Raw genomic sequence first — 17,928 nt, 5'->3', positions numbered from 1 at the left:
GTTTTCCCAAACAAAGGCACTATATTTACGAAGCATTGCTGTAATAGTTGACCTAGCCTGAACACCATATTTAAAATGAGCATGCAACCTATCGAGTTGTCCTGATTCGATTTCTTCTACTACTTGAAGCTTAAAAGAAAGCGAGTAGTACTTTTGGGTACGTTTTATATAACTAATGTTTGTAGGTGTTTCCATTACACTTAGATTTTAGTGTATCGCTGTTTTAGGACATGACAATTTTAAGAGCAAAAAACCCCAAGCTTTCGCTTGGGGTTTTTGTTGTTTAAAAAGCTATTTAATTAGTCTACAAATCTATCATCTGTTTCCATTATAGTACCACAATTATCACAAGTTCTTAATTCTTCACTGGCATAGTATTCTTTAAACCTCGGTAAAAAGTCTTTTTCTATATTATCCAGTTTAAAGTAGGTTTCATGCAGTTTGTTATTGCAATTGTCACAAAACCAAAGCAAACCGTCTACATCATCTTTACTAGTTCGTTTTCTTTCAATTACTAAACCTATGGAGTTTTCATGACGTGCAGGAGAATGTGGTACTTTTCCAGGATGTAAATACATATCTCCTGGACCTAATTTCATGGTACGTTTCTTACCTTCTTCTTGAATATGTACCTCAATGGTTCCTTCAAGCTGGTAAAAAAGCTCTTCGGTTTCATTGTAATGATAGTCCTTGCGAGCGTTAGGTCCAGCAACGACCATGACTATATAATCACCGGCATCTTTGTACAAGTTTTTATTACCAACAGGTGGCTTTAAAAGTTCTCGATTATCCTCGATCCATTTATTTAAATTAAAAGGTGCTTGAATAGGCATTTTAGAAAGTTTTAGAATTTTAAAGGTAAGAAATCGCAGCAAGTTTTATTTAATCAAAGATCAGAAATAAAAATCCTTACCAACTGCGCTCGAACAGAAATCTGTCCTTTTAAGCTAGTGATGCTTTAATGTTTGCCATCAACTCTTTTCCTCCTTGCGAGAGGACTTTTTGAGATTGCGCTTTCGCGAAAGCGAGACAATCATCCATCTCTACATTATCATACCAAGACATCGTATCTTTTACATCAATGCGCTGTTTACCGTCTAAACTCATGAGAGTTCCTGTAAATGTCAGCTGGTCATTCTTAACCATCGCAATGGCACCTATCGGTGCTGTACAGCCGCCTTCAAGATCTCTTAAAAATATACGTTCCATATCTACACAAACTGCGGTTTGCTGATGGTTCAATGCAGCAACAGCATCTAACACTTTTTCATTAGTTTGCATCGCAGCAATCATCATGGCACCTTGTGCTGGCGCAGGAATAAAACTATCTAGATCTGTATGTTCAAAGCCATAATTGGCTTTTAGTTTTGCTAATAGACCGATGCGATCAAGTCCCGCTTTTGCAAAAATAGCGGCATGCCAATCTTTATTAGTATGTAATTTTGATAAACGTGTATTTACATTACCTCTCAAATCCACCACGTGATGATGACTATACATGTTTAACCATTGAGATTTACGTCGCAAACTACCAGTCGCAATCGTCGTTTCTTCATCTGGATTGAAACTATTTTTATAAACTAAGATATCTTTTGAAGATGCTCGTTCCATCACGGCAGCTTGCACCATTCCTTTAGGTAATTGTGTAGGCACGTCCTTAAGACTATGTACTGCAATATCTATTTCTCCTTTTACGAGCGCAACATCTAGGGTTTTAGTAAAAATACCTGTAATTCCCATTTCATAAAGTGGCTCAGTAAGATTTAGGTCTCCTTGAGATTTTACTGGAAACAATTCGGCCTTATGTCCTAATGCTTCTAATTGAGATTGTACTGTCTTTGCTTGCCACATGGCTAGCTCGCTATCTCTGGTTCCTATTTTTATTACTTTGGACATTTTACTAATTCATATTTAATGATGGAAAGATGTTAAACCAAAATTTAAGAACTTACTTGTTCCAGCTTAAAAACCTTATTTAAAAGCTCAATAGCTTCTTCTGTGCTCTCTTCTTCGTCTCTTAGATGGTTTGCAAAATGACCGGCTATCTTTTGAATAATCTTATCTGCAATAAGGTCCGCTTGCTCTTGATTGAAGTCAGTTATTTTTGTTCTATTCCCCTTTATCTCAGAGTCTTTAAGAGCAGATAGTTTAGTTTTTAAGGCATTCATAGTAGGCGCAAAACGACGCGACTCTTGCCATAATTTAAACTCGTTATGAATATCTGATATAATCACCTCGGCTTGTGGTATAAAATGACCTCTATTTTCTAGAGTGCGATTGGTCATTTTAGAAAGTTCATCGAGGTGAATCAATTTTACATTGCTAAGCTCAGTAACGTTTTCATTTACATTTTTAGGAATAGAAAGATCCAGAATTAATAAAGGCCTACTGGTACAAATTAAGTCCTTTGAAACTGTAGGGTTTTGCGCACCTGTTGCCACAATTAGAATATCACTTTGTGCAATTTGCTCTTCTAATTGGGCATAATCTTTAACCACTAGATCAAACTTTCCTGCAATACGCTCTGCTTTATCTTTTGTTCTATTGATTAAAGTAATTTCTTTATTTTGTGTATGCTTAATGAGATTTTCACAAGTATTACGACCTATTTTACCAGTTCCAAACAGCGTAATGTTCTGGCTCGAATTCTTCTCAAAATTTTCTAGAATATATTGAACACTTGCAAAACTTACAGATGTAGCACCGCTGCTCAAATCAGTTTCAGTCTTGATACGTTTACTAGCTTGTATCACAGAGTTCATTAATCGCTCCATATAAGGATTGATCAATTTATGCGTCTTTGATTTCTTAAAGGCCATTTTTAACTGACCGATGATTTCAAAATCTCCTAAAATCTGACTATCTAATCCTGTTCCTACTGTAAAAAGATGCTCGTTTGCAGCTTCATTTTTATGAACGTAAGCGATTTTTTCAAATTCTTCTACCGTTCCGTGAGAATGCTCGCACAATAACTTAATTAGTTGATAGGGATGCTTTGCAAAGCCATACAACTCTGTACGGTTACAAGTAGAAATAACAGCTAGTGAAGGGATTCCTTCAGCTTTAGCTTGCGTCAACACATTCTCAATAGCATCTGCACTAAGCGAAAAAGCACCGCGCATAATAGCATCTGCCTTGCGGTAACTTATTCCTATTGCATAAAATGAATGATGTTTTGCTGCTGCCGCGGCCATATTTTACTTTCTGTCGTAGTCGGCAAAATTAAGTGAGGTTTGCGATATAAAACAACGCTAAAGGTTCCTTTTTCGTCGCTATGAGTTATCTTTGCCGTATCAAACTGTTTAATAGTCTATTGGTGGTGTTTACCTCACTTTCTCGAAAGCATAAACTAGCCTATTTAGAGTCATTTTAAATAACATAAATAATGGAAAACATCGCTAAAGGTGCTGCTGAAATCACAATCATAGAAAACGGATTTCATATTATAAGATTAAAAAACGAAACTTCAGAAAAGGCTTCATTTTCTCATCATGTGGACAGTAGCTTTTTGCAATTTCATTATTGTCTTAAAGGTAACTTGCAGTTGGGTTTTAATGAAGGCAGCTACAAACTGGATTTAAAGGAGCAAAACTCTTATCTTTTATATAATCCATCTAGAGATTTACCAATGGATTTAAATATTGATGGACACACTTGGTTTATTTCTGTACTTATTTCTATAAACAAATTCCACTCTCTTTTTTCTCCAGATGCGCAACATGTAAGTTTCTTGAGTCCAGAGAACAAGGACAAAAAATATTACGTAGACGGAAAAATATCTCCATCGATGGCTGTAGCATTGCATCAATTAATGAACTACAATCTTAACGATACTATTAAGCAGCTTTATTTTAAAGGTAAATCCTATGAACTATTATCTCTTTATTTTAATAGAGAAGAAGACGCTAATCTAGAGGCGTGCCCATTTCTAGCAGATGAAGAAAACATGCGTAAAATCAAGCGCGCCAAAGAAATTGTTATCGATCGCATGACTGATTTACCATCACTACCAGAGTTATCAATGGAAATAGGCTTATCTCTAAAGAAATTAAAAGAAGGTTTTAAAGAAGTTTATGGCGATACAGTTTATGGATTTGCTTTAGATCACAAAATGGATTATGCTAGGCAATTGCTAGATAGCGGTCAACATAATGTAAATGAAGTAGGGTTAAAAGTAGGATATAGCACAGGAAGCCATTTTATAAGCGCTTTTAAAAAGAAGTACGGCACCACGCCTAAAAAATATATTACAAAATAGAAAAATCACTTATATAAAGAACATAAAAAAAAACCGCCTGTAAGCAAAGATGCTCCACAGACGGTTTCCAACCAACCAAATCTTTACTGGTACTAACCAGTTATATTTTTATTTTTCAATGCTCTTTTAAAGTCCAGCAATCTATTCTTTGAACTATTAACGCTCTGAGAAGTTTTTAATTGCATAAATCCACGACCTTTAAATCGGTAAGAAGTTCCGCTGTCTAAATGATACAATTCTATAGTTCTATCATCGAGAATGTAAAGATCGAAAAAATCATTCCCTATAAAATCATAACCCAACGTTAATTGCTTGTTAATACTTCCAGGCGCCTGATCTTGTACTTGATACACTCCTACAAAATCCCAGAATATACTTTCTTCATTTAGTCCGTTTCTATCCTTAGAACTTTCAAAAATATCTTGATTATTTCCTGGAAAGAATCTCAAATAATTTTCTTGATCAAATCCATTCATAGCACCAACATTGGAAGTGTATATTTTCTCCCAAGCTCTATATTCTTGCAAGAAATATTGAATATTGTCAAAAAACAATTGATCATAATTAAAATTATCACGATTATAACCATCTAAAAAATAGCGTGTATTATTAAAAAGATCTCTTAATTCTAGTCTATTAAAGGTTCTTACAATCACCTCAAACTCGTGGAGTCCATCAATGTCATGATGTATTAAAAGATTGTCTTGAACGGCATCATATGATCCTATATCAATTCCTAATCCTGCACCTGCACTTCCTACACCTACAAGGTTATTATTTGCATACAGTGTTCCAAAATCAAAACTTAAAGTAAACGCTCGAGTCATGAATGGCACATCTGGATTCCCTTGTGTGCTATTCAAATCTACGTACCATAGTTCGTTAGAAGCAAGTACCTCATTCAGTGTAGGTCCGGCATAGCCATCACCTATCACAATTTCTGTATCACAGCTCGTTAAAGTTAAAGCGAGAAGTGCAGATCCTAGAAAAGTAGTTATTGCTCTCATAATTGTAGTATTTAAAAGTTATTACTAGAATTACGAAAATGATGCCAAAATCGCATCTTAATGATTTACAAATATTTACTATTAAGCTTTCGCGAAAGCGAGATCAATATAATCTTGAAAAGAAATATTATAAATAAAGAAAAGACACTTAAAACTACTTAAAGCAGAAGTAGAATCTTAAGGTTGTTGTAACCCTTCTTCTATGTCCTGATCCACACGGTCATCACCACGCAGTCTTCTATCTACTCGATCTGCTTCTTCAAGGATTTTGGGCAATAGAATAGGCGCTAATGGTTCTATGTGTTCAAAAACCATACTGTTCTCTTTAGTTTCTGTAGTAATAATATCAAACTCACCGCTGGCAGAATTGATAAACATTAATATCACACTAACTAAAAAAGCCATTTTAACCAATCCGAAAGCTGCACCTGCAAGCTTGTTTATAAAACTAAGTTGAACTGTTTTAACAACTTTGGTAATCACCTTACCCACATAAGTAATAACAAAAATAATTACTAGAAAGGTGACAATGAAACTTGCTATGGTAATATAAACATCATCCCATTGTACTTGTTCTCGCAACCAGTCACCAGCAAAATTAGAAAAGTAAATAGCTCCATAAATAGCTGCAATTAAAGCAATCAAAGAAGTAAGCTCTACAAAAAAGCCATTCAAATAACCTTTGTAAAGACCTATTAATAAAACAATACAGATAATGATGTCTAACCAGTTCATCGGGCTAAGTTAGGTAAAAGATAGAATTTGAACTTGAATTTGAAAGCAAATGTCAGTTCGAGCGCAGTCGAGAACGTTTTCAAAATATAATACGAAAACATAGCCTGTAATTTTCTCAAAAAAAATAATAGATACCGGACAGATTTGAAATACCAACTATCTGTTTTGGAATGGTCTAAATCAAATCTTGATTCTTTGATAAAACTAATTTCTAGCTTCTTTTCTTAGAAATAAACCAAACAAGCCAAGACAAATACTTGGCAAGTTGGTTTTAAAATTTGAGTTGAAATTAAATCCTCCTCAACCAGGTTGCCATACTCACACGAGATTCTAGATAGTTCTTTAAATCTTTTATGGCAACTCGCTCTTGATTCATTGTATCGCGATCTCTTACTGTTACTGCATGATCTTCTTTTGTGTCATGATCAATGGTTACACAGTAAGGTGTACCGTTTAAATCATGACGCGCATAGCGCTTACCTATAGAATCTTTCTCTTCATAAGCCACATTCATAGACCATTTTAATTCGTCTACGATTTCGTTTGCTATTTCTGGAAGTCCATCTTTTTTCAATAATGGTAAAATTGCAGCTTTAACTGGTGCAAGAACCGCAGGTAATTTAAGAACCGTACGCTCGCCGCCACCTTCTAATTGCTCGTCAACTAATGAATTAGAAAATACCGCTAGAAACATTCTATCTAAACCTATAGAAGTTTCTAATACATAAGGAACATAATTTTTGTTATCCTCATGATCAAAGAATTGTAGCTTTTTACCACTGTGTTCTTCGTGTGCTTTCAAGTCAAAATCTGTACGAGAGTGAATACCTTCTAATTCTTTAAAGCCAAACGGGAAGTCAAATTCAATATCTGTAGCAGCATTTGCATAATGCGCCATCTTTTCGTGATCGTGAAAACGATAGTTCTCATCTCCCATTCCCAAAGATCTGTGCCACGCCATGCGCTTTTCTTTCCAGATTTCAAACCACTCTAGTTCAGTTCCTGGCTTAACAAAATATTGCATTTCCATTTGTTCAAACTCACGTTGTCTAAAAATGAATTGTCTAGCAACAATCTCATTTCTAAAAGCTTTACCAGTCTGTGCGATACCAAAAGGAATCTTCATACGACCAGATTTCTGAACGTTTAAAAAGTTTACAAAAATACCTTGAGCAGTCTCTGGTCTCAAGAATAAATCTGTAGCAGTATCTGCGCTGGCACCTATTTTAGTGCCGAACATGAGATTGAACTGACGTACATCCGTCCAGTTTTTAGAACCTGTATCAGGATCGGCTATTTCTAGTTCTTCTATCAGCGCTTTTACGCCATCTAGATCTTCTTTTTGAAGCAATTCGGCTAGTCTTGCAGTAGGCTCGGTAGCCTTTTTCATGTAACCCATCACACGCGGATTGGTCTCTGCATACATTTTTGCGTCAAAATCTTCTCCAAAGCGTTTTGCAGCTTTTGCTATTTCTTTATTGGCTTTTTGAAGGTGTTTTTCACAATAATCTTCTACAAGTACATCAGCTCTATAGCGCTTTTTAGAATCTTTATTATCAATCAAAGGATCATTAAAGGCATCTACGTGACCAGAAGCTTTCCATACCGTAGGATGCATAAAGATTGCCGTATCTATTCCTACTATATCTTGATTAAGTCGCGTCATCGCTTGCCACCAGTATTCTCTAATGTTTTTCTTTAGCTCCACACCATTCTGTCCATAATCATAAACAGCACTTAAACCGTCATAGATTTCACTAGATTGAAACACATATCCGTACTCTTTTGCATGTGAGAGCACCTTCTTAAACTGATCTTGATCGTTGTTCTTTGCCATAGCTGCAAATGTAAAAAAATGTGAATTATAAAAGAGATGATTTTGTGTATTTCGCTTTCGCGAAAGCGAGATTATTAAAAGTCTCTCTATTTCATAAAAACAACAATATCTTGATACTCTAACTTGTCACCGGTATATTTTTTATCCTTCCAAAAACCATGGATAATTTTAGTTTCTTTAAATCCAGCGTTTGCAATCATTTTTAATAGAAAGGATTCTTCTATAGCAATATTTCCAGCAGTTACATCTTCATGCATAAGTCTATAATTATCGCGCTTTACTGGAAAACTAAAACTATCTCTTGTAGAGATATATTCTTCATTTTGAGCATTATAAATGAAAAATGTAGATAGATTAATTGCTCCTACTTTTGAAACGCGGTATATTTCATGAAGGTAATTCTGAATCTCTTTTACAGACATGTGTGTAAAAACAGAGAATGAAAAACATACATCAAATTGATTATCACGATAAGGAAACTTAAAAGCAGCCGCATCATCACCCTTATTTTTATATAAATCGTTAAAAAGATCTACATGTGTAAATTCAAAATTGGGATAATCGCTGGCAATTCCTTTTTTACACCAGTTAATACCTTTTTCTACCGGATCAAAGCCTTTATAAGATCCTTCACTACTCAAATGATCGGTCAAAGCAATAGCAGTTCTTCCTACTCCACATCCTATATCCAGCACACAATGATCTGTAGCTACATGTGTATATGTTTTTAAAAGAGATAATTGATGCGCTGCTTCTTCTATGAATTTTCTAGCTCCTGCTGTTCCACCGGTAAAAACAGCACCTCTAGGAGGAACATATTTATGACGTTTGCCGATTAGTTTTTCAAAAGTATCTAAAGGCCAAAAGAATAACTTACGCAAAAAATACCTGCGGTCAGGCGAGAGACTGTACCAAAAATTTCTAATTGATTTTTTATTTTTTATAGTACCTAAATTCATATGAACAATAGTAATATTTTTATGAATGAAGTCCTAACTAGAGTTATTACCAAAAAATGGCTGTCTAAAAAATATAGACAGCCATTTAAATTATTACCGTTAGAAAGGATTTACCTTAAAGTAATCTCGCTACTACTTACACGTATAGGACCATTGTAAAGATTAATCCTGTAACGTCCTTTAGTAATATTATCTTCATTTGCGCCTACAACCTCACAAAGGTCTAACTCTTTACCTTGATAATTAAATTGGATCACCTTAGAATAGGTCAATTTCTGTCCATCAAATTCTTTGGTTGTATTTTCTCCTAAAACATTGTTTTCTGGATTAATTACCTGAAGATAAAATGAAGTCACACCAGTGGTTGCTAATGGGTTTTCTGGTAGGGTAAAACACACTTTTATATCGTCTACACGTCTCGCTCTATCATTTTCTATTTGCTTACCAGAATTTCTAACAATAACGCCTACAGGTGTAAAATTAGTTGGGATTAATGCTGCTGCTCTAGACATACTAGAATTGAGGTTTGCTATGGTCGAAGATTGATCTTGACCTTTTAATATCTCTTTATTTAAAGCAGCAATCGTACTGTCATTAACGACAGCAAGGTTTTGATTAATAACTTCTAATGTATTGATACGATCTTGAAGTAAGTCACGGTCTTTTTTGATATTGTTTAATTCCATGCGCAATCTAGTAAGTACTCTTACGTCCGACTCTAACTTACCAACACTATCCACTAGTCTAATAATACGGTTTTTTGCGTCTGTTAAGTCCGCACTAAGAGCGCTTCCTTTGTCAATTTCTAGAGTATATTCTTCAGATATATTTTTAAGTTCCTGCTCAATCTGGGCCTTTTCATCATTTAATTGGGTTTTTATGCCTTCATTTTCTTGATAAGTGCTGTAAGACCATACGGATAATCCTACGATAGAAATAATTAAAATCGCAAGTAAAACCTTGAGAATACGGTTGTCTTTTTGCTGTGCCATTTGATGTTGTTTATATTTATAACGTAATTATCCTAAAAATAATTTGTTCTGACGTGGTTTTCTGATTTTATTAACTTGTTCTTTCCTGTGGTATGCATGGGATGTGATCGCAGTTTAAGCGCTGGAGAGCAGGTCATTTGCACCAGTTGCAGAAGTGAAATCCCTATCGCATTAAATCATCTCGATAAAGACAACAAAGTGAAAGACCTCTTTTTTGCACGAGTGGATATTGAAACCGCAACTAGCCTCTTGTACTATGAAAAAATAGGCGTTGTACAGCAACTAATACATCAATTAAAATATCGTGGCCATGAAGAGGTAAGTTCATTTTTAGGCAGATGGATCGCTACAGAACTGCAAAATGATCCTGATTTTCAAGATATAGATCTAATTATTCCTGTTCCCGTGCATCCTAAAAGACGCGCAAAAAGAGGTTATAATCAGGTAGATGGTTTTGGCAGAGAACTCGCTACTGTTTTAGATGCACGCTTTCGCGAAAGCGTACTCATTAAAAGTCGGAACACGATCAATCAAGCTCGATTAGGACAAGTAAAACGTAGTGATGAAACCCAATCACCTTATGATCTAATGGAAAAAATTGAAGCAGGAACACATGTTTTACTAGTTGATGATGTCATCACTACAGGAACAACTCTTGCTCTTTGTGCTAGAGAATTACATAAAAATCCGAATATTAAAATTTCTATAGCTACCATGGCAATATCAGTTTAACCTAAAGTTGACGCTCTACTATTAAATTTCTTCTATTTTTGTTTAAATCATCAAAAAGATATCATGAATAATATACTCGTTTCTACAGAAAATAAAATAACAACTATCACAATAAATAGGCCTAACAAACTCAATGCACTAAATAAAGAGACCATTGAAGAGTTGAGTCAAGCTATTTCTACTGCCGAAGAAGATGCGAATACACGAGTGATTATACTAACTGGTAGTGGTGAAAAAGCTTTTGTGGCTGGTGCAGATATTTCAGAATTTGCAGACTTTTCTCCAGAAGAAGGAAAAAGGCTAGCTGGAAAAGGACAAGAAACGCTTTTTGATGCGGTTGAAAATTGTTCTACACCAGTTATTGCTGCAGTGAATGGCTTTGCATTAGGTGGCGGCCTTGAACTTGCTATGGCAGCACATTTTAGAGTAGTTAGTGATAACGCTAGGTTAGGGCTGCCAGAAGTTTCTTTAGGTGTGATACCTGGTTATGGTGGTACGCAAAGGTTACCACAACTTGTAGGTAAAGGTCGTGCCATGGAAATGATCATGACTGCTGGCATGATTGATGCCGCGACTGCACTTTCTTATGGATTAGCAAATCATGTCGTGGCAGCAGACGAATTGATGGCTACTTGTGAAAAAATAGCGTCTAAAATAATTAGAAATAGCCCGATGGCTATAAGCGCAGCCATAGATGCTGTAAATGCTGGCTTTGTAGACGGAACTGATGGCTATCAAGTAGAAATTGATAACTTTGGTTCTTGTTTTGGTACTGAAGAATTTGTGGAAGGAACTACTGCCTTTTTAGAGAAGCGTAAGGCCGAGTTTTAGAAATTTAAAAATCTTTATCATATATAATAAAGGGCGGAATTTTTTCCGCCTCTTTTTTTGTATTAAATTCAATTAATAAGCTGATATTTAAGCTTTATCAATTTCATGAAGTTAATTTTATTTCAGTTTTTGCCATTACTTTTTTCTCCTGTATTTCTTTTCTTAGTAATAGCTTACTATCAAGATTATAAGCGAAGTAAAAAAAATATAGGTACAGGCTTGAAATTTATAGTGTGGTTTGTAGTATTCATGGTAATGTATTTTGGCACAGCTAAAGTTTTGAACATCAATATTATTACCTCCATCTTAGCTTTCGGTGTCTTTATTCCCATGATATTGATTCTAAAGAGTATCCTGGTAAAAAATAGTTAAAGATAATTTCAACAACATAAAGGGCGGAATTAATTCCGCCCCTTATGATTGCTTAAAATCCATGATACAAATTTATTATCTTTAAATGATGTCTCGCAATAATATTCATGCCTATTATCATATAGTGTTTTCTACAAAACAAAGAGAACCTATGATAACTACCCAAATGCAAAGTTCTTTATACAAGATGCTATGGAACAAGTGTATAGAAATAGGCTGCGATCCAATTATGATTAATGGAATGGAAGATCATGTTCATATTCTTATGCATGCAAATCCGCTGGTTTCTATATCTAAAACATTAAAAGATATCAAAGGTTCTAGTTCCAGATGGATGAATGATAACTATGAGTTTCTGGAAAGCTTTACTTGGCAACGAGGTTACGGATTGTTCACGGTTAGTCCTGAAGAAGTTCCTAAAATTGCGAGTTATATTCAAAATCAAAAATCACATCACGCAAATAAATCGGTTATTGATGACTTTGAAATTTGATGGACCTTTAATTTTCAAATGGTTAAAATGATCAAAGATCATATCATCATCATAAGTGGCGGAATTAATTCCGCCACTTATGATGTTTTAACAAATCAACCTCTAAACAAAAAGAAGTCGTCTTTCATGTCTTCAATCTTTTCGTCTTTATTGGTTATAATGTAATCGAGGGCTTTTTCGGTGAAATCAAGACCTTTTTGTGTTAAGGAAACAACTTGGTTTTGAATAAGGATCATATTGTTTTTTTCGGCTAGATCGAGAACTGTCTGTGCTCGTACTTTACCCCAATTGATATGTTCTTGCAAATGCGCAACTCTTCTTTCTTCTTTACTATCATGATTATTCAGGTGCAATAAAAAAGTCAATAAAGAAACTTCTATGCGTTGTCTTTTCTGTTTAAATAAAACAGCGATCAAACCCTTTGTTGGTGCAAACAGATAAACCAAGAAAAATATCAATCCTAAGACTGTGGTTATAGATCCACTAATAGAAGCATCTAACCATGCCGCAAAATAATAACCACCTACGGCACTCAAAATGCCAAACAAAACAGATAGCAAGATCATTTTTCTCAAATCTGTAGTCAGCAGGTAAGCCGCTGCAGCTGGCGCAATCATCAAGGCAACAACTAGAATCGCTCCTACTGCATCAAATGACACAACGGTCGTAACTGAAGCTACACTCATTAATCCATAATGCATAATGACAGGAGAAAAACCTAAAGCAGACGATAAACCTATGTCAAAAGTACTTAGCTTTAACTCTTTGTAAAACGCAAAAAGCAAACCTATGGTGATTAACAAAACAGCAGAAATCGTCCACAAACTCTTTGCGCCATAACTTACTCCATCAATCATCAACTTATCAAAAGCTGCATATTCCAGCCTTCCTACAAGAACAGCATCGGTATCCAGATGAATATCATTTGCATAAATAGCAATCAATAAAACTCCTATGCTAAATAATGCTGGAAACACAAGACCTATGGCAGTATCCTCTTTTACCAATCCTGTTTTTTGAATCGCTTCTACGAGAACTACAGTAATAATACCACTAAAAGCTGCGAGTAAAATTAACCATGGAGAAGCAAGGTCTTCTGTTATGAAGAAACCGATCACGATCCCAGGTAAAATAGAATGACTGATCGCGTCACTTATCAATGCCATTTTACGCAATACAAGAAACACTCCTGGAATCGCACAAGCGACTGAAGTAAGACAAGCGATCAATATAATGGCTAGTTCGCTGTTCATGATTCTGATATATTGGAATTGTATAAATTTTCTGCAGTTTGAAAACCTTCTTCTGTCAGCGCCCAATCTTGACCTTGAATGGTGATCCAATTTTTATCTGCAAGTGCACTCAAGGTTCCTTTAGTAAAGCCTTGAAATCCATTAAGGATTCTAATAGAGTGCGGTCTAGTAACATCTTGATGTTTTTCTACGATCCCGTACATAAAATACAGAGTTTTTTTCAACTCAAGATCACGACGATTTCTAATTAGTCGTATCTGTTTGAAAAGAATCCCTCTTCCTGGAGAGAAAACAAATGAAATAACTACAAAAACTGCTGCGACCAAAACAATTACCGGTCCTGTAGAAAGATTGTTATAACTAGCACTTATTGCTGTTCCAAAAACGCCAGAAAAAGCACCAAAAATAGCTGCGAGAATTACCATGGTTCCTAAACTATTGGTCCATTGCCTGGCTGCTGCTGCTGGAGCAAGCAACATAGCACTCATCAATACCACACCTACAGTTTGTAAACCTATCACAATAGCAAGAACAATAAAAAAGCTGATCAATCCATCAATAAATCGCGTATTAAAGCCCAAAGTCATCGCATAGTTTTTATCAAAAAGCAACAGTTTGAATTCCTTCCAAAACAATAACATAACAGCAAGACTAATCCCTGTTACGACAATCATTACAATAACATCCTTCTCTACCAAAGTTGCTGCCTGACCGAATAAATATTTATCTAATCCTGCCTGATTTGCGTCTGGTTGTTTTTTTAAATAACTCAAAACCAACTCGCCAAAACCAAAAAACAGACTTAAAATCAAACCCAAAGCAGTGTCTGTTTTTAAATGAGTTTTAGTCACAATTCCACGTATCCAGACGGTTCCTATAAATCCACTAATTAATGCACCCAGAAGTAACACGTTAGAATCTTTTAAGCCAGTAAACAAAAAAGCTAAAGCTATTCCCGGCAATGCTGCATGAGAAATTGCGTCACCTAGCAAACTTTGCTTTCTCAAAACCGCAAAACTTCCTAACATACCACAAATAGCTCCTAAAACAGCTGTTCCTAGCGTTATGGTGCGCAGCGTGTAATCCGTAAAGAAATCTATTAGTTCCAATTGCCCATCCTAACCTTCCCAAAGGGAAGGAATTTTTAATCTATTTCTATTCTTATCTCGCTTTCGCGAAAGCGAGCTCTATTTATTATTTATTTTCAAAATTCAAATTCAAATTCAAATTCAAATTCAAGTTCAAATTCAAATTCGAGTTCAAGTTCAAATTCAAATTCGAGTTCAAGTTCAAGTTCTATTGCTGCACTGCGACTTTATAGTTAATCCCATAAGTCTTTGTTAGATTATCATCATTAAAAATATCTTTAACTGGTCCTGTAGCGATGTGCTTTACATTCAAAAAAGTTACCCAATCAAAATATTCTGGTACTGTTTGTAAATCGTGATGCACGACTATTACCGTTTTACCAGCTTTACGTAATTCCTTTAAAATATTGATGATCGCAATTTCTGTGGTGGCATCTACACCTTGAAAAGGTTCGTCCATAAAATAGATAGCTGCATTTTGAACTAGTGCTCTTGCTAGAAATATGCGTTGTTGTTGACCACCAGAAAGTTGGGAAATCTGTCTTCCCTTAAAGGCCAGCATACCTACTTTTTCCAGCGCTTCTAAAGCTTGTTTTTTTTGTTTGGTACCTGGTCTTTTGATCCATCCTAACGCGCCATAAGTTCCCATCATTACGACATCTAATGCAGTAGTTGGAAAATCCCAATCTACACTACCTTTTTGTGGAACGTAAGCGACTTTATCTCGTTGCTTTTTATAAGGTTTTCCATAAATAGCAACAGATCCTGCGATAGGATCAATGATTCCCAAAATAGATTTAATTAAAGTAGACTTCCCTGCACCATTAGGTCCTACAATAGCCATCAAAACACCTTCTGGAATAGATAAATCAATATCCCAAAGTACTGGCTTATAGTTATAAGCAACAGTTAAATCGTCTACTGCTACCGCTATTTTTTGTTCCATTACTTGAGTGCGTTGATAATCGTATTTACGTTATGTTGGTACATTCCTATATAAGTTCCTTCTTCAGTTCCAGCACTTCCTAAGGCATCACTATACAACTCACCACCTATGTTTACTTCGTGGTTTTGATCTTTTACAGCTGCTTGTAACGATTCTACCGTGCGTCGTGGCACACTGCTTTCTATAAAAACTGCTTTGATATTGTTATCTATAATAAATTGGGTGATGCGTTGCACGTCTTTCACACCAGCCTCAGTAGCTGTGGAAAGGCCTTGAAGACCAACTACCTCAAAATCAAATGTTCTACCAAAATAATTGAAAGCATCATGCGCGGTCACCAAAATACGTTTCTCTTTAGGCAGCTCGTCTACTTTTACAGATAATTCTGTTTTTAAAGCATTTAATTTTTCTAAAAACGTATCTCGATTAGCTTCAAAAGCAGCTTTGTTTTCTGGGTTTAACGCTGATAATTGATCCGTTACATAATGCGTAACTTGATTCCAGTATTCCAGATCAAACCATATATGTGGATCATAATTGCTTGCAAAATATTCACTTCCTATAAGTGTTTTCTTGTCAAGCCCGTCGCTTATTGCGATTGTCGTCTTATTCTGCTCATTCATTTTTTCAAAGATCTCTACCAACTTACCTTCTAGATGCAAACCATTATAAAAAATAGCATCTGCTAGGTCTAATTTTCTGAAATCACCTTGACTAGCTTTGTATAAATGAGGATCAATACCACTTCCCATTAATCCGTTGATTTCAATAAGATCGCCGCCTATATTTTCTACCAGATCTGTAATCATTGTTGTGGTTGTGACTACTTTTAAAATATCCTTATCTTGTTTTTTATCACCACAGCTTATTATAGAAATAGCAAGTAGAAATAGTAAGGTTTGTTTCATATTCATAGGATTTGTTTTGTTTCCGCTTTCGCGAAAGCGATATAATAGTTATCTCATTTATTTTTTCGAATCCTGTAACTTAGACCAGCACTGAGTAATAAATTTTGACCATCTGTAATCCCTGATCCAAAAGTTAGATCAAACTGTAAATCGTCATTTGCTAGATAAGTAAAACCAGCATCCCACAAATGATTTGCACTTGAGTTTTCTGGAAAATCTCCATACAACTCTACATAAACACCTATTTTACTTGTTAAATCATAACCGTAAGCTAGTGTATATAAATAGGCTAGCTCTGGATTTTCTGCATCTAGACGAGCTCCTAAGTTATAGGCAATACTGGAACGTTCATTAAGCGTATGATCAAAGGAAAACCTGAAATCGATTCCTGTATTTTCTGGTTTGTAGTCTGATGCTGCACTAAAAGGCATACTCAAATGTCCTAAAATAGCCATTTTAGGCATCCATCCATCTTCCTGTGCAATTCCTATTTTTGCACCTAGTAAAAGTGGTGAGGTACCAGTTAAGTTATCTCCTACTTGTTGTCCATTAGATTCAAACTCTGTTGATCTGTAATCCAGCCCTATACGTAATTCAAAGTTTTCTAAAAGACCATATCGCAACAATGTTGTGTTATAGGTAATCTCTTTAGTTCTAAAATTATCATCACCGTTATCAGTATAAAAACCACCAGTTTCTATCTGTAAAAATCCTTTTCTTACGAGACTAGGCGACCCTGTTGCATCAGGACGGTCTGTTATTAAAGGTCCTATATCATCTGTTTGAGCAAATGATAGACTGCTTATTAAAATTATCGCAATAAAAAGTAACCGCTCTATCATTTGAAAATTTTTAAATAGAGATTATCAGCTATTAGTTGGGAAACTTGAAGTGATTTTGAATTAACCTGAAGCGTAAAAGAATTATCAAAATCTTCTCTTTCAAGAACTTCAATTTGTGTTCCTAATTGAATACTGTGTTTATCTAGATAATTTAGAAAATTACTGGAAGTGTCTATCACACCTACTAACGCTCCTTTATCACCATTTTTTAATTGTGAAAGAAGTGTTTTATTGATTACTTCATAATTACCATTACTATCTGGAATAGGATCGCCATGCGGATCTTTTTTAGGGTAATCAAGGTGTTTATCTAGTTGATCAATTAACTTTTGAGACTGAATGTGTTCTAGCTGCTCTGCCACTTCGTGAACCTCATCCCAAGAAAAATCAAGTTTTTCTACTAGAAAGACTTCCCATAATCGATGTTTTCTAATGATTTGATTTGCGCACTTCACACCATTTTCAGTCAGACGTGCTCCTTTATAAGGTATATACTCTGCAAGATTCTTATCTGCTAATTTTTTAAGCATATCAGTTACGGAAGACGCCTTAGTATTCATACGTCTAGCGATTTCATTTGTGGACACTAATGCTAGATCATCTTGAAGATGAAAAATCGCTTTTATATAATTTTCTTCGGATACTGAATGCATTTTTCAAAGGTAAAACATTAAT

Annotated in this window: 18 protein-coding genes and 1 pseudogene; 4 read left to right on the top strand and 15 right to left on the bottom strand. The window is 35.2% G+C overall.

Going from position 1 to position 17,928, the window contains the following annotated elements:
• From ACTF54_RS06010 to hemA, 4 genes and pseudogenes are all read right to left on the bottom strand, one after another.
• Positions 1-195: pseudogene (locus ACTF54_RS06010) on the bottom strand (helix-turn-helix domain-containing protein); the annotation flags it as partial.
• Between the two features lie 104 nt (positions 196-299).
• Positions 300-833 carry a 3-hydroxyanthranilate 3,4-dioxygenase gene (locus ACTF54_RS06005; protein ID WP_347197441.1) on the bottom strand — a complete coding sequence of 178 codons (534 nt, stop codon included), beginning with the start codon at positions 831-833 and terminating at the stop codon, positions 300-302.
• Between the two features lie 109 nt (positions 834-942).
• Positions 943-1,896 (bottom strand): hydroxymethylbilane synthase, encoded by a 954-nt coding sequence (gene hemC / locus ACTF54_RS06000; RefSeq protein ID WP_347197440.1) that lies wholly within the window; start codon positions 1,894-1,896, stop codon positions 943-945.
• Between the two features lie 44 nt (positions 1,897-1,940).
• Positions 1,941-3,194: a glutamyl-tRNA reductase gene (gene hemA, locus ACTF54_RS05995; protein ID WP_347197439.1), complete on the bottom strand. Its 1,254-nt coding sequence runs from the start codon at positions 3,192-3,194 to the stop codon at positions 1,941-1,943.
• 191 nt (positions 3,195-3,385) lie between these two features.
• Between hemA and ACTF54_RS05990 the strand changes: the two genes are divergently transcribed.
• Entirely contained in the window at positions 3,386-4,258 is an 873-nt protein-coding gene (locus tag ACTF54_RS05990; protein WP_347197438.1) for an AraC family transcriptional regulator, read from the top strand.
• Between the two features lie 92 nt (positions 4,259-4,350).
• Here ACTF54_RS05990 and ACTF54_RS05985 read toward each other — a convergent pair whose 3' ends face one another.
• The 5 genes from ACTF54_RS05985 to ACTF54_RS05965 all read right to left on the bottom strand — a co-directional run bounded on the left by ACTF54_RS05985 (position 4,351) and on the right by ACTF54_RS05965 (position 9,788).
• The gene (locus ACTF54_RS05985; RefSeq protein ID WP_438968937.1) at positions 4,351-5,265 is read right to left on the bottom strand and encodes a nicotinic acid mononucleotide adenyltransferase; all 915 of its coding nucleotides are present in this window, start codon (positions 5,263-5,265) and stop codon (positions 4,351-4,353) included.
• Positions 5,266-5,442: 177 nt separating this feature from the next.
• Positions 5,443-6,000 (bottom strand): CvpA family protein, encoded by a 558-nt coding sequence (locus ACTF54_RS05980; RefSeq protein WP_347197436.1) that lies wholly within the window; start codon positions 5,998-6,000, stop codon positions 5,443-5,445.
• Positions 6,001-6,289: 289 nt separating this feature from the next.
• Positions 6,290-7,837 carry a glycine--tRNA ligase gene (locus tag ACTF54_RS05975; protein ID WP_347197435.1) on the bottom strand — a complete coding sequence of 516 codons (1,548 nt, stop codon included), beginning with the start codon at positions 7,835-7,837 and terminating at the stop codon, positions 6,290-6,292.
• 86 nt (positions 7,838-7,923) lie between these two features.
• The gene (locus ACTF54_RS05970) at positions 7,924-8,718 is read right to left on the bottom strand and encodes a class I SAM-dependent methyltransferase (RefSeq protein ID WP_438968936.1); all 795 of its coding nucleotides are present in this window, start codon (positions 8,716-8,718) and stop codon (positions 7,924-7,926) included.
• A gap of 188 nt (positions 8,719-8,906) precedes the next feature.
• The gene (locus ACTF54_RS05965) at positions 8,907-9,788 is read right to left on the bottom strand and encodes a hypothetical protein (RefSeq protein WP_347197433.1); all 882 of its coding nucleotides are present in this window, start codon (positions 9,786-9,788) and stop codon (positions 8,907-8,909) included.
• A gap of 75 nt (positions 9,789-9,863) precedes the next feature.
• On the opposite strand from ACTF54_RS05965, the gene ACTF54_RS05960 reads away from it, so the two are divergent.
• From ACTF54_RS05960 to tnpA, 3 genes are all read left to right on the top strand, one after another.
• A complete protein-coding gene (locus ACTF54_RS05960) occupies positions 9,864-10,520 on the top strand; it encodes a ComF family protein (protein WP_347197432.1) in 657 nt (218 codons plus the stop codon).
• 63 nt (positions 10,521-10,583) lie between these two features.
• Entirely contained in the window at positions 10,584-11,351 is a 768-nt protein-coding gene (locus ACTF54_RS05955) for an enoyl-CoA hydratase/isomerase family protein (RefSeq protein WP_347197431.1), read from the top strand.
• 457 nt (positions 11,352-11,808) lie between these two features.
• Positions 11,809-12,216 carry an IS200/IS605 family transposase gene (gene tnpA, locus ACTF54_RS05950; RefSeq protein WP_347197430.1) on the top strand — a complete coding sequence of 136 codons (408 nt, stop codon included), beginning with the start codon at positions 11,809-11,811 and terminating at the stop codon, positions 12,214-12,216.
• 95 nt (positions 12,217-12,311) lie between these two features.
• Here the strand turns inward: tnpA and ACTF54_RS05945 are convergent, their stop codons facing one another.
• The 6 genes from ACTF54_RS05945 to ACTF54_RS05920 form a co-directional block, all read right to left on the bottom strand.
• Positions 12,312-13,469, bottom strand: coding sequence for a metal ABC transporter permease (locus tag ACTF54_RS05945; RefSeq protein ID WP_438968935.1), 1,158 nt, complete (start codon positions 13,467-13,469; stop codon positions 12,312-12,314).
• Complete coding sequence (locus ACTF54_RS05940) at positions 13,466-14,578, bottom strand: metal ABC transporter permease (RefSeq protein WP_347203170.1); 1,113 nt, start codon at positions 14,576-14,578, stop codon at positions 13,466-13,468. The genes ACTF54_RS05945 and ACTF54_RS05940 overlap by 4 nt, the downstream gene beginning before the upstream one ends.
• 187 nt (positions 14,579-14,765) lie before the next feature.
• Positions 14,766-15,503, bottom strand: coding sequence for a metal ABC transporter ATP-binding protein (locus tag ACTF54_RS05935; RefSeq protein ID WP_438968934.1), 738 nt, complete (start codon positions 15,501-15,503; stop codon positions 14,766-14,768).
• A complete protein-coding gene (locus tag ACTF54_RS05930; protein WP_438968940.1) occupies positions 15,503-16,411 on the bottom strand; it encodes a metal ABC transporter solute-binding protein, Zn/Mn family in 909 nt (302 codons plus the stop codon). The genes ACTF54_RS05935 and ACTF54_RS05930 overlap by 1 nt, the downstream gene beginning before the upstream one ends.
• Before the next feature lie 53 nt (positions 16,412-16,464).
• The gene (locus tag ACTF54_RS05925) at positions 16,465-17,253 is read right to left on the bottom strand and encodes a transporter (RefSeq protein WP_347196749.1); all 789 of its coding nucleotides are present in this window, start codon (positions 17,251-17,253) and stop codon (positions 16,465-16,467) included.
• Positions 17,250-17,906, bottom strand: coding sequence for a metal-dependent transcriptional regulator (locus ACTF54_RS05920; protein WP_347196750.1), 657 nt, complete (start codon positions 17,904-17,906; stop codon positions 17,250-17,252). Before ACTF54_RS05920 ends, ACTF54_RS05925 begins: the two co-directional genes overlap by 4 nt.
• Between the last annotated feature and the right edge of the window lie 22 nt (positions 17,907-17,928).

It is taken from the genome of Nonlabens sp. (assembly GCF_965657255.1).
Taxonomy (GTDB): Bacteria; Bacteroidota; Bacteroidia; order Flavobacteriales; family Flavobacteriaceae; genus Nonlabens.
This window is presented reverse-complemented; position numbering and strand designations above follow the sequence as displayed.

Bases quoted from the DNA above. Each gene is read 5' to 3' on its own strand.
- ACTF54_RS06005 (WP_347197441.1), bottom strand. From the start codon at position 833: ATGCCTATTCAAGCACCTTTTAATTTAAATAAATGGATCGAGGATAAT.
- ACTF54_RS05985 (WP_438968937.1), bottom strand. From the start codon at position 5,265: ATGAGAGCAATAACTACTTTTCTAGGATCTGCACTTCTCGCTTTAACT.
- ACTF54_RS05965 (WP_347197433.1), bottom strand. From the start codon at position 9,788: ATGGCACAGCAAAAAGACAACCGTATTCTCAAGGTTTTACTTGCGATT.
- ACTF54_RS05930 (WP_438968940.1), bottom strand. From the start codon at position 16,411: ATGAAACAAACCTTACTATTTCTACTTGCTATTTCTATAATAAGCTGT.
- ACTF54_RS05935 (WP_438968934.1), bottom strand. From the start codon at position 15,503: ATGGAACAAAAAATAGCGGTAGCAGTAGACGATTTAACTGTTGCTTAT.
- ACTF54_RS05920 (WP_347196750.1), bottom strand. From the start codon at position 17,906: ATGCATTCAGTATCCGAAGAAAATTATATAAAAGCGATTTTTCATCTT.
- ACTF54_RS05955 (WP_347197431.1), top strand. From the start codon at position 10,584: ATGAATAATATACTCGTTTCTACAGAAAATAAAATAACAACTATCACA.
- ACTF54_RS05975 (WP_347197435.1), bottom strand. From the start codon at position 7,837: ATGGCAAAGAACAACGATCAAGATCAGTTTAAGAAGGTGCTCTCACAT.
- hemC (WP_347197440.1), bottom strand. From the start codon at position 1,896: ATGTCCAAAGTAATAAAAATAGGAACCAGAGATAGCGAGCTAGCCATG.
- ACTF54_RS05925 (WP_347196749.1), bottom strand. From the start codon at position 17,253: ATGATAGAGCGGTTACTTTTTATTGCGATAATTTTAATAAGCAGTCTA.
- ACTF54_RS05990 (WP_347197438.1), top strand. From the start codon at position 3,386: ATGGAAAACATCGCTAAAGGTGCTGCTGAAATCACAATCATAGAAAAC.
- ACTF54_RS05945 (WP_438968935.1), bottom strand. From the start codon at position 13,469: ATGAACAGCGAACTAGCCATTATATTGATCGCTTGTCTTACTTCAGTC.
- tnpA (WP_347197430.1), top strand. From the start codon at position 11,809: ATGATGTCTCGCAATAATATTCATGCCTATTATCATATAGTGTTTTCT.
- hemA (WP_347197439.1), bottom strand. From the start codon at position 3,194: ATGGCCGCGGCAGCAGCAAAACATCATTCATTTTATGCAATAGGAATA.
- ACTF54_RS05980 (WP_347197436.1), bottom strand. From the start codon at position 6,000: ATGAACTGGTTAGACATCATTATCTGTATTGTTTTATTAATAGGTCTT.